The sequence below is a fragment of the Luteolibacter pohnpeiensis genome, assembly GCF_016595435.1.
Taxonomy (GTDB): Bacteria; Verrucomicrobiota; Verrucomicrobiia; order Verrucomicrobiales; family Akkermansiaceae; genus Luteolibacter; species Luteolibacter pohnpeiensis.
On sequence record NZ_JAENIJ010000029.1, the window covers coordinates 1 to 13925 of the forward strand.

Here is a 13925-nt window from a genome sequence, read left to right on the forward strand (position 1 = left end):
GACTCCCTTGAGCGCCTCAAGCGCCACGCGGGCCTTGAATTCGGGGTCGTGTCTTCTGCGTTTGCTTTTCATTTTGTGCGTGTTCGGTTCGGTTTGCGGTACCAACCCAAACATCACAATCATAGCTTAGCCACTGGCCCGATTTTCGGGGGCCAGCTCAATCTGAATGCCGATATGCAAATTGAATCTTGCACAAGAAGCCGAATCTAAATAGAGTCAACAACATGCTCTACATCTACGATGGTTGGAATCCGGTGGCGATAGGCACTCGGACTGGCACCGCCAGCTCGATGGGCGCGATGAGCCTCAAATGGACCAACCTGTGGGGACCAGACATTGGATCTTTTGGAAAGGTATCAGGATCTGCTGATTTCCAGGCCGCAGGTGGGGTGGGAGGTTTGCTTGCAAGCAGCGACTACAGTTCCTCCACGACCACTCCGGACAACCATATTATCTCAAGCTATGATGCCAATGGCAATATTCTCGCCTGGACGAGCCATACAAGAGCTCTGGTTCGTCAAAACGACTACGACCCACTTGGCGATGTGGTAATACAGCGTAGTCTATTGACGGGCGTGCCTGAGTTTGGCTTTTCGACCAAGTTGCAGGACAAAGAAACTAGCCTGATATACTACGGCTACCGCGATCACGACCCAGTCGCCGACAGGTGGCCAAGCAGAGATCCGATTGAGAAACGTGGGGGAGTAACTTGTATGGAATAGGTCACAATAATTTGATAAATAAATATGACTTATTGGGTCTTTGTGAAATTATAATTAGATTTGCACATGGGGATTCAACAGCTCCACTCAATGGGATTGATCTAGCAACAGAAAATTCGTGTGGTGGCGGATCCAAGTGCAGTGGCAACGATGGAAGCGCATTCGATGCAGTTGTAGGAGGGGAGACTATCAATGAATTTAACAAATTAATAATTTATGATAAAATATTTAATTTCGATTAGTTTTTCATCTATACTAATATTGAGCGCAAAAGAACATTCCTTAGATCGTCTTAATGCAATTGCCTACAGGCAAGTTGAGCATATTTTCGTTTCTCGTGATTTCAAAGAGGCTATGGTGTCTCCATCAGAAGTTGATTTGAAAAAAATTACGAAAGATGCTTGGGAGTTTACGAAATTCGCGGAAGCGAACGAACTTCAAAAAGAGGAGTTATTTAAAATATTGGATCGCGGTGATTTTGTACCCATTAAGATAAATGCGATCTTTGAAAGAGATCATTTATGTATACTTTTTAAGTTTGTTGATCATAAAGATAATATTGCACTAATGATCATACCGGGTTCTCCAGAGAGAGCGGGTATGTTTTACGAGTATAAAGAAGTTGGGGATGGTATTGTATTAGGAAAAAGAATCTCTCCGCGGCTTCGAGTGCAGGGAATCTACGAAATTTTTATACCTGATAAAAAGTGAACCTGACACGCCTGCATATGGGGGTTGAGCATGGATCGGTGTAGAAAACTTCACCGAAGTTTTCCCGTTCCGAACCTGTTTCTTGGCTCTAGGATCAACGTAGCACGGTCGAGTTTCACAGGGTTTAGCGGACTCTTCAAAATTCCCCTCAAATCAAGAAGAATATACCATACGACACATTAAAACATGGACCTGGCAGGTGTCCCGAAACATGACAGGCCATCTGAATGCCGATATGCAAATTGAATCTTGCACAAGAAGCCGAATCTAAATAGAGTCACCAACATGCTCTACATCTACGATGGTTGGAACCCGGTGGCGATCGGCACTCGGACTGGCACCGCCAGCTCGATGGGCGCGATGAGCCTCAAATGGACCAACCTGTGGGGACCAGACATGGGATCTTCAGGAAAGGTGTCAGAATCTGCCGATTTCCGGGCCGCAGGTGGGCTAGGAGGTTTGCATGCAAGCAGCTACTACAGTTCCTCCACGACCACTCCAGACACCCATATCGTCCCAAGCTATGATGCCAATGGCAATATTCTCGCCTGGACGAGCCATACAAGAGCTCTGGTTCGTCAAAACGATTACGACCCACTTGGTAATCTGGTGATGAAACGTAGCCTGCTTTCCGGAGTGCCGGACTTCGGCTTCTCAACCAAATTTCAGGACACTGAGTCAGGACTACTCTATTACGGATATCGATACTACGATCCAGCGACGGGAAGATGGCCATCCAGAGATCCGATTGAGGAGAGGGGTGGGATGAATTTGTATGGCTTCCTTGGAAATGATGGGGTGAACTGGATGGATTCCCTCGGTCTAATAGCAGGTTCTACAGATTTGCCAAAAGGAAAAGATATTGCAGCCACTTGGCAAGATGCTGGAAGAGTCCCGTTCGCTGGAGAAAATTATCGTGCAATGGGACACCATACTTATACCGTGAGAGTTGAATGCTCATGCGGAGATGCGGAGATAAAATGTGATGTGACTGGAGTTGGTGAAATTCGCCTTAACAACTCCTGGGTCAAGCCTGATGGGATTATGAAGGGAGGAGGGCCTGCAACTTGGGAGGGCGTATACGGTCATGAACAGATGCACATCGACGCAGCGCAGAAGGCGGCGATGGGCGTAGAAAGGGCAATTAGAAGTATGACCTCTCAGGAAAATACCATCAGATATGCAAAATTAGTTGAATTTGCATTCCAAGTGCAAATGAATGCTGTATTATATGCGTCAAAAGGCCATTCGTCTGACTCTAAAAGTCCTCTACCGGCAGATGGAACTGGATATCCTCCTCGGCCGGGATCACGGAATTTACCTCCCAAACCAGTTGAGGGCGAGGCTCCCGGAACTACTCCAAATGATTATCCATATCCTCAACTGCCTCCTGAGGGTCCGATTGGGTCCCCTCCGCCTTTAAGGCCATTGCCACCATTTCTTAAGTGAAAACGAAACAAATAATCTAATATTTTTGATTAAGTCATGTTTAATTTACTTCGAAGTTTTATATTATGTGTAGTCTTTTGGGTCTTTAGTTGTTTGAGTTTGCAGGCGACCTCTTTTGAGTTGGAAGATATAATTATTATTTCAGGTGGAGATGTAGGAAAAACTTCTGATCCATCTGTTAATGTTATAATCACTGATCTGCTTCGACCTGAAATTGCGTTTGATGAGCAAATTGTTTGCGTGAAAATCGTTTGCGATTCGCTTAAGGTTGTCGATAAAGCTGTCTTGTTTCTCTTGGATGGTGAAAATCGATTAATAGTTGATGTTCCGGTAAAATCTACAATGGATGGAGATAAATTAGTATATTCTTTTAATGTTAAAAAGCCGTTTTTAGAAAATAGCGTTGTCCATCTTTCCTTTAAAGGGAAAGATGATAAGCGGATTGTGCTCAAGATGAAAACAAAACCTTGAATAACAGTAGTTGTTTTTCATGGCAGAGGGACAGACTTGCGCTCATGCGCAATTAAGCAGGATATCTAAAATAGTAAGTTCAAGATTGCGTAATATATCATGAAAATAATGAACAATATTCTAAATATTCGTTTTTTCCCCGACATTCTCTGTAAGTACTTACGCAATTTTTGGGACTTTAAGAAAGGTCTTGGTCTAATTATCGGGTCAGTATTCAAGGTGACTGCTTTGCTTGCAATCATTGCATTTTTTCCTTCTTGTAAAGATGGGAAAAAATCAGATCCGCTAGAACATAGAGCGCAGATTTCAATAAACAAAAATTCAGGAAAAAAAACAGAGCGTGAAGCAATTAGGTTCGCTTTAGAATTTATCAAAACTGCATACGGTCAAGACGTGGCAAACGAGCTTTCTAACTCAGAATTTCCGACTAATGTAGTTTATAACTCGCAAGAAAATGAATGGTATGTAGCATTGACAAATGGAATTTCCACTATCAATGTGATTTTAGATGGGTCTCTGCGCAAAGGAACTTTAGTGAGAATGGATGGTTTAATATACAAAAAAAATATTGAAGACGTTGTTGATAGGCGCAATCCTCCGCTTTTCACTATTGATGAATTTAAGGAGATTTGCAAACTGCCACATAACGAGTAGTTTTAGATGCTTACCAAAGGAATATGCATGGATCGGTGTAGAAAACTTTTTGTTTTAGCAGGTCTACATCAAAAAGACATGACAAATAGACAGGCCTTTAGTCATGTCTTGATGATGTGTGTTGATGGGAAATGATTAGATATTGATTGTAATATGAAGGTTTTTTTGTCGCTGATAGTGATGTTTTTATCAGGCTGCGCATGTTCAAAGGAAATGGGTTCTGGCGTTACGAATTCCGAGACTAAGTTTCCCGAAGTTAGGTATGATGGCTCGCCTTTGCCTGAAATTAAATTTTTTGGAATCGATGATACAGAGGAGATTGTAGATCTTGAATTTGATTCTGAATTTTATAAATCAGAACATCCTATTAAAGAAGATGGAATAAATTATTAGGTAATGATATATAATGACAAAGGGGCGGTTTTTTAGATATGAGCCATAAAAATCCTGTTAGAACTTACACCCAGCAGCAGAGAATTGCATGAGAAGTAAATAAAATCGGGACAACAATTCTGTTATGATTCAGATGATAATCTCGTTACGGAAAGGCAAGGCGCCGGCACGACTGATTTCGTTTCACCCGAAACATCGGTTTCTGAGTATTATTTGTCTGATGTCGAAGCATACACATTTGCTGAGCATTGTGGATCAGATGCCATTGCTCAGTGTCTGGAGCCCAGACCCCTCTCACTGGGAGGAGGCGAGCGTTAATTTTATATATTTATAAAAACATTAATTCAATCATTGATTTTTTCGTTATTATATGGTTGCGCGAACACCTACCCGAGTCCAGCCTATAATTTGGAGTTGGATAAGGTTAAGGCATTGGTGAAGGTCGGAGATAATATATATAGCGCTAAAGAGAAATTAGAGAAAATTGGAAAGGACTCATCTAAAGTTTATGACCCAACCGGACTCGGCGATCATTTGATGATGATTGTTAATCATGATAATCTCACCCCGACAGGAGGGTTTTTCTACGCGGCTGGGATTAGTATTGATAATTCACCAATATCAACTGTCATAGAATCAAATATGAATGGTGTTATAACCAGTATTGAATAAGGTAAAATTAAAAACAAGGGGAGGTCCTTCAATTTAGAATGGAATATAAGATGAAACGCGTTGTAACCATTTGCGGTGTTGACGCGAACCTAGCTGCTGTCCAGGCTGTATTTTATCAAAATGCAAAAGATGTTAATTTTACAGCTCCGGGCAAAAGCACTTGCATCGGAAATAATCTTAGCGGCGACGTTTCAACCATGACACCACGTAATCTTCCATTCATCACTGGAACCAACGGTGTCGCAGCTGCTCTGATAGCTGTCGAACAAACCGTTGGAACATGGAAATGCACTCGCGCTATTCCGAAAGATGCAAAGTTTCATGAATGGAATTACCTTGCACCCTCACACTCGGGAAATCGCCACCAAGACTCGAAACCCATCACAGGCAACGCCTGATTGCAGATGCTCAAGAATAAAAGAATACTGATAATTATCTTGATTCCGATAGCGGTATTTCTCGGCGGATATATATGGAATATGTCTGATCCTGGGAAAAGTGATGACTTTTCATCAAGCAAACATACCAATCCAACTTCTCAAAAAACACAATCAGAAACCGGCACAACCCCTCAGCAAAATCACCATTCAGAGATTGAAGATCTGATCAAAGAAGACAAAAGGCTCAATCAGATGGAGGCATACTATCAAAATATCAAGTTTCCGTATGAATTAAGCCAACTGAAACAAACGCTGAGTGAAGAGTTCAACATCGTGATGAACCTTCCTCAGTCACCCGAGAAAGATCTAATGCTCATGGACATCGGGGCCAATTTTGCGATTCAATTCAGTCGCAACAGAGAAGATTTGGAACTGTTTGGCCAACGGATAAAAATCTATGAAGAAACACTTCTAAGCTTTGGTGAAGCGTATAAACCGGCTAATGAAATTTTTCGCAGGATGATTTCCAAAATTCCCAATTGGGAAGAGTTTTCCACCGAAGATATTTCCCTGCGAGAGCATACCCTTTTAAGTGATTATGAAAACAGTCGTTCCAGCTTGGTCGGGGAATTTACCGGAGAAGTGATTGCGCAACGGTTGGCCTCAGCTGGCCCGGAAGCATTGACAGAGATTCAGAGTTTGCCATATGACGAGAAGATAAAGATCAATATTGAGCGATCGTTATTGAATCACTTGCGCTTAAAGGGTGCCAGCCCGGAGGCTTTGACATATTACCTAAGCTCGGAAAGCCGCCTTGACGATGAACCAAAGATGGCAGTGAAGCTTGTTGGGGATTTATATCGTGAAAAATCGGATGAACTTGGATCTATTGTGCTCGATTCCCCACCTGGCGACAAACGGGATCAAGTAATTTTCCAAATTGTTGCTCGTTTACAAAGAGGTGATGAAGTAAACCTTGAGTCTTGGCTTGGCGAAATATCGAATCCAAGTCTCAGAGACAGAGCTCGAAAGGATTATCTGGAAAACCTACCATTATCCTTGAGACATATTCCGCCAACTTCCGGCAGCACGGTCGACCCGTTTGAACACTAGAATCTGATTCGATTCAAACTCTAAGCCGAAGGCATAAATGATCGGTGTAGAAAAACCTCCAAATTTCCCACGATTTATTCGATCCAAGAGACTGTCATGGTTCGACCCTGTCATCGTATATGGCCTAAATGACAGTATCTACCGTTCCAAATTTGCCACCTGAGCATTGCCATTGGGCTAGCTTTTGTTTCTGTTGATGCGATGTCATGTTGGCGATGGTTTGGAATCGTACTTTCCGTGTTTGTGGTGCTTGCCTTACCGGGTGTTGTGGCTCAGGAAATCCGTATGGACACGAGACAAGCGGCTGAATTTGTGAAAATCGCTTTGGCGGGGATGGATCGGGAGTATCCGAATAAACCTTCACATGTGTTCAATGGCTTGGAAGACCTGAAAACGCCGAGCCAGCTCCATCCGGTTTTTTATGGCCACTTTGATTGGCATTCCTCGGTCCATGGTCACTGGATGCTGTTGCGTTTGTTGAAGGAATTTCCCGAAGCGGAATTTGCTGCTGAGATTCGATCAACGATGAATCGGCGTCTTACCCAAGACGGATTGCTGGCTGAAGCCGCCTATTTTCGGATCGATTCGAATAAGAGCTTCGAGCGCATGTATGGCTGGGCGTGGGCGCTCAAGCTCGCTCAGGAGCTGCGATCTTTTGACGATTCTGACTGCAAAAAATGGGCTGCGAATTTTGCTCCGCTTGAAAAGGAAATTGTTGGTTTGGCGAAGGGCTATCTGCCAAAATTGGATTGGCCCGTGCGTTGCGGATTCCATCCGGAATCGGCATTTCCGCTGGGTTTCATGCTGGACTATGCACGTGCGACGGGGGATGAGGATTTTGAGGTCTTGTTGGTTGAAAAATCCCGCAAATTCTACCTGGGGGATCGGGATTACCCGACAGCGTATGAGCCTTCCGGAAACGACTTTTTTTCTCCGGGTCTCAATGTGGCTGACTTGATGCGAAGGGTTCTCCCCGCTAATGAGTATTCCGAGTGGTTGACGGCTTATTTTCCCCATCTGGCAGAAGGGAAAGCTGGGAATCTTTTAACTCCCGTGGTTGTGAGTGATCCCACCGATGGCCATTTGGTTCATCTGGCTGGATTGAATCTTAGCCGCGTCTGGACCATGCGCGGCATCGCCAGCGTTCTCAGCGACAGTGATCCACGTAAAGAAATCCTTTTGAATGCGGCCGAAGCTCATCTTGCCGCAGGCATGAACTACGTTGGAGGCGGACATTACGAAGGCGACCACTGGTTGGCCACCTTCGCAGTCCGTGCCATGACGATGCAGTGATGCTTTGAATCAGAGCTTTTGCAGGAAGGCGATGCTCGTCTTGATGCTGCCCAATGGGTCGGGCGATTGATCCTGCTCCACGTGGCAGTTTTTGACGCCGGATGCTTTTGCGGCTTCGAAAATGGGTTTCCAATCGAGAACGCCATTGCCGACCTCCTGGAATGCATCGCCTGGGATGCCCCCGAAATTTGGAGTCTGGATGCCTTTCTTCAAATCCTTGATGTGAAGTTGCGAAACCCGGCCCTTGAGCTTTTTGATCAGCTCTGCTGGTTCCAGCCCTGCGACTTTGACCCAGAAAAGATCGATCTCAAACTGCATGTCGGGCGAAAATTCCTTCATGAAAATGTCATACCCAGTGGTTCCATCTTCCATCGGGTGAAATTCGAAATTGTGGTTGTGATAGGCGAGTTGGATGCCGGCTTCCTTGGATTTCGCGGCTGCGACGTTCAGGTTCTCTGCCGTTTTCTTCCAATCATCTGCGGTTTTACGGAAAGTATCCGGCAGGTAAGGAACGACCAGGTGCTCCATTCCGTTTGCCTTGGCCTTCTCAAGAATCTTCATGAAGGCAGCATAGCTTTTATCCTGTGGGTCCAGGATGGAACCAGCGTCAAAGTGGCTGGATGAAATTTTCAGACCAGCGTCTTTGGCTCCTTTGATCAATGGATCGCAATTTGGAAAATTATACAACTCGACCTGCTTGTAGCCGGCATCTGCCACGGCTTTAAGCGTGCCCTCGGGATCAGATACGAGAAGGTCGCGCAGGGTATAGGCCTGGAGGCCGATATTCTTGATGTAGCTTTCCGCAGGACCCAGGTTTGCCAAGGCGCGGCTGGTTAGACCGAGAACAAGAGAGGTCGCAACTGTCGATTGGATGAATTTCCGGCGGTTCATCATTTACCTCTAACCGGTGATGATCGAAGGGCAAGCCTCTGCCATGAAAATATCCAGAAAAGCCGAACCCTACCCAAATGAGTGAGCGCATGCGGGATCTGACCGCATGCGCTCGATTCTTCCTCAATCGAGGAATCGGGGGGAATGATCAATCAGCATCCAGATCTGCGAATCCATCCAGTGATTTTGGAACGAGCACTTTGTCGATAACGTGCATCACGCCGTTGCTGGCAAGGATGTCGGAATTAACTACGTGGGAGTCGTCGACCTCCACCTTGTTGCCATCCACATCGATTTCGACTTTTTCGCCGTTCGCGGTTTTCACGTCTCCGTCTTTAAGGCTCATGGATGGAAGGGAGCCGGGAATAACGTGATAAAGAATGAGGGAGCGGAGCTTTTCTTTGTTTTCCGGAAGCATCAGCTTGTCCAAGGTGCCTTCCGGCAGTTTTTCAAATGCTTCGTCAGTTGGGGCAAAAACCGTGTAGTTGTCAGAGCCAGCAAGGGTTTGGTCGAGTCCAGTTGCTTTCAGAGCTTTGAACAGGATCGAATAAGTAACTCCATCGTGAATGCTGGCGGCCAATGTGCCTGGCTTGATTTCCTGCTTTTCGGTAGCTGGTTTAGCATCTTTCGTATCCTTCGCTTCAGGTTCAGCCTGCACGATCGGAGCAGTTACACTCAGTGCGCAAAGGACGGCAATTTTGGTAAAGTCAGTAGTTTTCATAATCATTGAGTTTGAGTGAAAATGATTTGATCGTGTGGCGACCAAAACGTGTCACAGCCTATCGCAGACATTGTGCCAGCAGTGCCATTCTCAGTGAGATGAAGTGATGTAAAATGCTACTCATCAGTGTCTAAGGATGCATGTTTCATGCTGGTTACAGCTTCTAACAATGAGTGCATCGGATCCGATTGTTAGGGCAAAATGCCCGACGAAGTTGCATCGATTCGCAGCCTGGTGTTTGAAGTTTTCGACCATTTTTTGAGTTGGGGCTGATCTGGATTTTCTGCCATGAGTGTCTTGATGAGTTTTAAAACCAGCTGCATTTCGGCTTCTGTTTGTTTGCTTGCCATCGGGTTTCCAGACCTCAGGGCAGAAGATAAAAGTGTTTGGTTGGATGACTATGATGTCACCGCTTTTTCTAACGGCTGGGGCAAGGCTCAGAAGAATCAATCCATCTCAGGAAATGCACTGCAGGTTGCCGGTAGATCGTTCGATCGCGGGGCTGGAGTTCACGCACCTAGCCTGGGGGTATTCAGACTCGCCGCAGATACATCGGTTCGATTTCAAGCAATGGTCGGCGCGGATGATGGACCTGAAAACTCTGGGACGGTGCAATTTCTCGTCATCGCGGATGGAAAAACCCTGTTTGATAGTGGAGTGATGAAAAAGGGCGATGAGGCGAAGCAAGTCGATGTCGATCTAACAGGTCATCAAGTGGTCCGGCTCCAGGTCACCGATGCAGGTGATGGCATCGATAGTGATCATGCGGATTGGGCGGATGCAAAGTTCATTAGCTCTGGCGCGGCACCGGTGCAGTCGCAGGCGTGGGAGGCGGAGCTATCTCACTTTGAAGCAGACGCGACACAACTTTCCATTGGCAAGCCGGATCGGGTGATCAGTAGCCCGGATGGTTCCGTCAAAGCCGGCGTCGGTGTCGTGGATGGTCGTTTGGTGATAAAGGTCATTCGTGACGGCAAGGTCAGCTTGGATACTTCACCGATAGGAATTACGGTGGATGGCGTAGATCTCGGGCAGGACGTGAAAGTCGGTCGGGCGGAACCGTACACCACGGACGTTTCCTACTCGGTCACTGGCCATCCCGAGCCACTGCATGATTTTTCCAAAGCGGAGAAAATCGAAATCGCGCCGAAGGATGGCAAGCCGTGGACACTCGATGTCCGTTGCTACAACGATGGGGTCGCTTGGCGTTACATCATCCCAGGGCGGGGAAGTCGAACTGTTTCCGGTGAAGCGACCAGCTTTGTCCTGCCAGAGGGAGCGACCTACTGGAGTCATCATAACACCGCGAACTACGAGGCAAACTTCCTCCACTTCCAACCTGGCAGTGCTCTAACAGCGGGTCAGCCAATTACCATGCCTGTTACGGTTGAACTTCCAGACGGCGGATACGCCTGCATCTCGGAAGATTCGATCATGGATCGTCATTACAGCGGCATGACCCTCGGGCCACGTGGACGCACTCTCAATGGCATTTTCGAAGACGATTCGTCGTGGAAGCTAAATGGTGAAATCATCAGCCCATGGCGCATCGTCATCACTGCCCGGGACCTGACCGCGCTCGTTAATCAAAGCATCGTCTACAATCTGGCACCGGACCCAGATCCCAAACTTTTTCCCGATGGGCCGAATGCGAATTGGATCCAGCCCGGTCGTGCTTTTTGGACATGGGGATTCGGCCAATGGGACACTGCCCAGTGGGATCGGATCAAAGGATTTGTCAATGATGCCGCGACACTAAATTGCCAGTATTATGTCATCGATGATCCATGGCGCGAACCAAGGATGGGGTGGCATCGCAACGGCAAGGACGAGTGGGCCAGTTTGAAAGAAGTCTGCGATTATGCGGCGACCAAACATGTGAAAATCATGGTTTGGGAGCATTGGGGAAAAATCCGCGACAAGAAGGACCGCGAGGAATTTTTCGAAAATGTCAGCAAAGCAGGAGCGGTCGGCGTGAAAATCGATTTCATGGATAGCGAAAGCCAGGAGCGGCTGGAGTTCTTTCACGATTGCCTGGTTCTCGGCGCCAAGCATCACATCATGATCAACTTCCACGGTGCCAACAAACCGGCTGGCGAGGAGCGCACATGGCCGAACTGGATGACGCGTGAAGCCATTTACGGCATGGAGCAGGGTGGGCGCATCGCCCGCAGCCACCTCGCCGCGTTGCCCTTCACCCGATTCGTCACCGGCCCTGCGGATTTCACACCGATGGCCTTTCAAGCAGGACCGATGGGGCAAACCACTGCTGGCTCACAAATGGCGACTGCAGTCGCTTACAACTCGCCGCTCAACCACTGGGCGGACAGTGCCCAATCTTATCTGGCCCAGCCGAAGGAAGTGCTCGAATTCATTCGCACGAAACCTGTCGTTTGGGATGAGACCCTTGTCCTCCCTGGCAGTAAAATCGGGGAATTGGCGGCGATTGCCCGCCGTGCCGGAGAAAACTGGTGGGTCTCTGTGATCAACGGAACTGACGATAAAAAGGACTACAGCTTCAATCTGGATTTTCTCGGAAATGGCCGTTGGTCCGGGACCTCCTTTGAGGATGGAAAAACCCAAACCGAACTGAAGATCACCCATCCCAAGCTCCGTTCGGGCCAGAAAATCACCGCCACTTTAGCCCCCGGTGGAGGCTTTGTGTTGATGGTGAAACCTGAGTGAATCTGGCTTGCTGCGGCGGTTTTATGGCTTTGCCGCCGCCGCGAGCATCGCCGATTTCATGGCCTCGGCGCGTTCCAAGGCATCCGGTCCGAGGACGTTGGCGTGGCCCATTTTGCGGCGGCCGATGGCACGGCGTTTGCCGTAAAGGTGGAGGAAAGTCTCGCCGTCTGCGAAAAGTTGCAGCCAATCCGGCGGCGTGGTTTCATCCGGCCAGAAGTCGCCAAGCAGATTGAGCATGACCGCCGGGCTCAAAAGTCGCGGCGATCCCGCAGGCAGGCCGATGACCGCGCGGAGCTGCTGCTCGAACTGCGAAGTCGCACAGGCGTCGAGCGTGTGGTGCCCGGAATTGTGCGGCCTTGGCGCCATTTCGTTGACCAAAAGCGTTCCGTCTTCCCGCAGGAAAAATTCGACGCCGAGGATGCCTTGGTAATCGAGCGCCTCCGCGATGCGGCGGGCGATTGCCGCGGCTTCCAATCCGACGGCCGGTGAGACCCGGGCTGGCACGATCGACATGTCGAGAATGTGGTGCCGATGTCGGTTTTCCGCCGGATCGTAGGTCACGATCGAGCCATCGGCTCCGCGCGCGGCCATGATCGAGATTTCCTTTTCAAAAGGGACCCAGGCTTCGAGCACCGCGCGATCCGCATCGAACGCTGCCCAAACTTCTTCCGGGTTTTCTGTGCCTTCGAGCTTCACCTGGCCCTTGCCATCGTAGCCGAACGCGGCGGTTTTCAGCACGCCGGGGCCCGCAAGTTCGGCCATGGCTTTTGCCAAATCTTCGGCGCTGGCGATAACCGCGAACCAGGTGCATGGAATGTTGTTTTCGCGCAGGAAATTCTTTTCGCGCTCGCGGTTCTGGCAAATCGAGATCGCATGCGGCGAAGGATGCAGCGGCGTTCTCGCGGCGACGGCTTCCAGGGTTTCGCGCGGGATGTTTTCGAATTCCACGGTCGCCACGGTGGCGGTGTTGCAGAATTGCTCCAACGCCTTCGGATCATCGAAGGGCAGATCAATCACCTCGTCGGCGACTTCCACGGCGGGGGCTTCCAGGCCACCGGTCCAGATGGCGGTGCGGATGCCCATGCGGCGGGCGGCAAGGGCGAGCATGCGTCCGAGTTGGCCGCCGCCGATGACGCCGACGACGCAATGGGGTGGGTGAATGGCAGGCATGATTCAGTCGAGCGCTGGAAGTTCGGCGGCCTTCACCGTTTCGCTTTGGCGGCTGCGGAAATCGGCGAGTTTCTTGGCAAGCTCCGGGTTTTCATTTGCCAGGATGGAGATGGCGAACAACGCGGCGTTGACCGAGCCAGCTTTGCCGATCGCAAACGTCGCGGTTGGGATGCCGGCAGGCATTTGCACGATCGAAAGCAGGGAATCCACGCCGTGCAGGGTTTTCGATTCCACTGGCACACCGAGCACCGGGATGTCGGTGATGGCGGCGGTCATACCAGGCAAATGGGCGGCGCCACCGGCACCCGCGATGATGCATTTCAGGCCGCGGCCACGGGCTTCCGTTGCGTAGGAAACCAGCTTGTCCGGCGTGCGGTGGGCGCTGACAACCTCCGCTTCCCAAGCCACGCCAAAGTCGCGCAAGGTGCGCGCGGCATGTTCCATCGTCGGCCAATCCGACGTGCTACCCATGATGATTCCGACCAATGGAGCTTCGCTCATGCGCGGAGCGTGCCGGGCGATCGCGCAGCCGTCAATGCGCGCTTCTTCCCAAGATTTCGCAGGTTCCCGCTCATCCTGCCGTCATCTTCAGAGGGTAAT

16 protein-coding genes are annotated in these 13925 nt (G+C 48.8%); 12 read left to right on the forward strand and 4 right to left on the reverse strand.

Going from position 1 to position 13925, the window contains the following annotated elements; genetic code table 11:
* The 11 genes from JIN85_RS21430 to JIN85_RS15605 all read left to right on the forward strand — a co-directional run.
* Positions 1-210, forward strand: a 210-nt coding sequence (locus tag JIN85_RS21430; RefSeq protein WP_234047468.1) for a hypothetical protein, incomplete at its 5' end; no start/stop codon positions are given.
* Between the two features lie 14 nt (positions 211-224).
* Positions 225-722 (forward strand): RHS repeat-associated core domain-containing protein, encoded by a 498-nt coding sequence (locus JIN85_RS15560; RefSeq protein WP_200272412.1) that lies wholly within the window; start codon positions 225-227, stop codon positions 720-722.
* Between the two features lie 216 nt (positions 723-938).
* Complete coding sequence (locus tag JIN85_RS15565; protein WP_200272414.1) at positions 939-1433, forward strand: hypothetical protein; 495 nt, start codon at positions 939-941, stop codon at positions 1431-1433.
* A 396-nt stretch (positions 1434-1829) separates the two neighbouring features.
* Positions 1830-2882, forward strand: coding sequence for an RHS repeat domain-containing protein (locus JIN85_RS15570; RefSeq protein WP_234047462.1), 1053 nt, complete (start codon positions 1830-1832; stop codon positions 2880-2882).
* A gap of 36 nt (positions 2883-2918) precedes the next feature.
* Positions 2919-3353 carry a hypothetical protein gene (locus tag JIN85_RS15575; protein ID WP_200272418.1) on the forward strand — a complete coding sequence of 145 codons (435 nt, stop codon included), beginning with the start codon at positions 2919-2921 and terminating at the stop codon, positions 3351-3353.
* Positions 3354-3452: 99 nt separating this feature from the next.
* Positions 3453-4007, forward strand: a complete 555-nt coding sequence (locus JIN85_RS15580; protein WP_200272420.1) for a hypothetical protein — start codon at positions 3453-3455, stop codon at positions 4005-4007.
* 153 nt (positions 4008-4160) lie between these two features.
* Positions 4161-4400, forward strand: coding sequence for a hypothetical protein (locus tag JIN85_RS15585; RefSeq protein WP_200272422.1), 240 nt, complete (start codon positions 4161-4163; stop codon positions 4398-4400).
* A 414-nt stretch (positions 4401-4814) separates the two neighbouring features.
* Positions 4815-5072, forward strand: coding sequence for a hypothetical protein (locus JIN85_RS15590; RefSeq protein ID WP_200272424.1), 258 nt, complete (start codon positions 4815-4817; stop codon positions 5070-5072).
* Between the two features lie 50 nt (positions 5073-5122).
* Complete coding sequence (locus JIN85_RS15595; RefSeq protein ID WP_200272426.1) at positions 5123-5470, forward strand: hypothetical protein; 348 nt, start codon at positions 5123-5125, stop codon at positions 5468-5470.
* Positions 5471-5476: 6 nt separating this feature from the next.
* A complete protein-coding gene (locus JIN85_RS15600; protein ID WP_200272428.1) occupies positions 5477-6565 on the forward strand; it encodes a hypothetical protein in 1089 nt (362 codons plus the stop codon).
* A 285-nt stretch (positions 6566-6850) separates the two neighbouring features.
* Positions 6851-7858, forward strand: coding sequence for a DUF2891 domain-containing protein (locus JIN85_RS15605; RefSeq protein WP_200272430.1), 1008 nt, complete (start codon positions 6851-6853; stop codon positions 7856-7858).
* A gap of 9 nt (positions 7859-7867) precedes the next feature.
* On the opposite strand, the gene JIN85_RS15610 is transcribed toward JIN85_RS15605, so the two are convergent.
* Both JIN85_RS15610 and JIN85_RS15615 read right to left on the reverse strand, forming a co-directional pair.
* Positions 7868-8752, reverse strand: a complete 885-nt coding sequence (locus JIN85_RS15610; RefSeq protein ID WP_200272432.1) for a sugar phosphate isomerase/epimerase family protein — start codon at positions 8750-8752, stop codon at positions 7868-7870.
* Positions 8753-8897: 145 nt separating this feature from the next.
* On the reverse strand, positions 8898-9470 hold the full coding sequence (locus JIN85_RS15615) for a fasciclin domain-containing protein (protein WP_200272434.1): 573 nt from the start codon (positions 9468-9470) through the stop codon (positions 8898-8900).
* Positions 9471-9758: 288 nt separating this feature from the next.
* Here JIN85_RS15615 and JIN85_RS15620 point away from each other — a divergent pair, with 288 nt between their 5' ends.
* Positions 9759-12155, forward strand: coding sequence for an NPCBM/NEW2 domain-containing protein (locus tag JIN85_RS15620; RefSeq protein ID WP_200272436.1), 2397 nt, complete (start codon positions 9759-9761; stop codon positions 12153-12155).
* 21 nt (positions 12156-12176) lie between these two features.
* On the opposite strand, the gene JIN85_RS15625 is transcribed toward JIN85_RS15620, so the two are convergent.
* Both JIN85_RS15625 and purE read right to left on the reverse strand, forming a co-directional pair.
* The gene (locus tag JIN85_RS15625) at positions 12177-13325 is read right to left on the reverse strand and encodes a 5-(carboxyamino)imidazole ribonucleotide synthase (protein WP_200272438.1); all 1149 of its coding nucleotides are present in this window, start codon (positions 13323-13325) and stop codon (positions 12177-12179) included.
* A 3-nt stretch (positions 13326-13328) separates the two neighbouring features.
* Entirely contained in the window at positions 13329-13826 is a 498-nt protein-coding gene (gene purE / locus JIN85_RS15630; RefSeq protein ID WP_200272439.1) for a 5-(carboxyamino)imidazole ribonucleotide mutase, read from the reverse strand.
* Positions 13827-13925 lie beyond the last annotated feature (99 nt).

Bases quoted from the DNA above. Each gene is read 5' to 3' on its own strand.
- JIN85_RS15560 (WP_200272412.1), top strand. From the start codon at position 225: ATGCTCTACATCTACGATGGTTGGAATCCGGTGGCGATAGGCACTCGG.
- JIN85_RS15565 (WP_200272414.1), top strand. From the start codon at position 939: ATGATAAAATATTTAATTTCGATTAGTTTTTCATCTATACTAATATTG.
- JIN85_RS15570 (WP_234047462.1), top strand. From the start codon at position 1,830: ATGGGATCTTCAGGAAAGGTGTCAGAATCTGCCGATTTCCGGGCCGCA.
- JIN85_RS15575 (WP_200272418.1), top strand. From the start codon at position 2,919: ATGTTTAATTTACTTCGAAGTTTTATATTATGTGTAGTCTTTTGGGTC.
- JIN85_RS15580 (WP_200272420.1), top strand. From the start codon at position 3,453: ATGAAAATAATGAACAATATTCTAAATATTCGTTTTTTCCCCGACATT.
- JIN85_RS15585 (WP_200272422.1), top strand. From the start codon at position 4,161: ATGAAGGTTTTTTTGTCGCTGATAGTGATGTTTTTATCAGGCTGCGCA.
- JIN85_RS15595 (WP_200272426.1), top strand. From the start codon at position 5,123: ATGAAACGCGTTGTAACCATTTGCGGTGTTGACGCGAACCTAGCTGCT.
- JIN85_RS15600 (WP_200272428.1), top strand. From the start codon at position 5,477: ATGCTCAAGAATAAAAGAATACTGATAATTATCTTGATTCCGATAGCG.
- JIN85_RS15605 (WP_200272430.1), top strand. From the start codon at position 6,851: ATGGACACGAGACAAGCGGCTGAATTTGTGAAAATCGCTTTGGCGGGG.
- JIN85_RS15610 (WP_200272432.1), bottom strand. From the start codon at position 8,752: ATGATGAACCGCCGGAAATTCATCCAATCGACAGTTGCGACCTCTCTT.
- JIN85_RS15615 (WP_200272434.1), bottom strand. From the start codon at position 9,470: ATGAAAACTACTGACTTTACCAAAATTGCCGTCCTTTGCGCACTGAGT.
- JIN85_RS15620 (WP_200272436.1), top strand. From the start codon at position 9,759: ATGAGTGTCTTGATGAGTTTTAAAACCAGCTGCATTTCGGCTTCTGTT.
- JIN85_RS15625 (WP_200272438.1), bottom strand. From the start codon at position 13,325: ATGCCTGCCATTCACCCACCCCATTGCGTCGTCGGCGTCATCGGCGGC.
- purE (WP_200272439.1), bottom strand. From the start codon at position 13,826: ATGAGCGAAGCTCCATTGGTCGGAATCATCATGGGTAGCACGTCGGAT.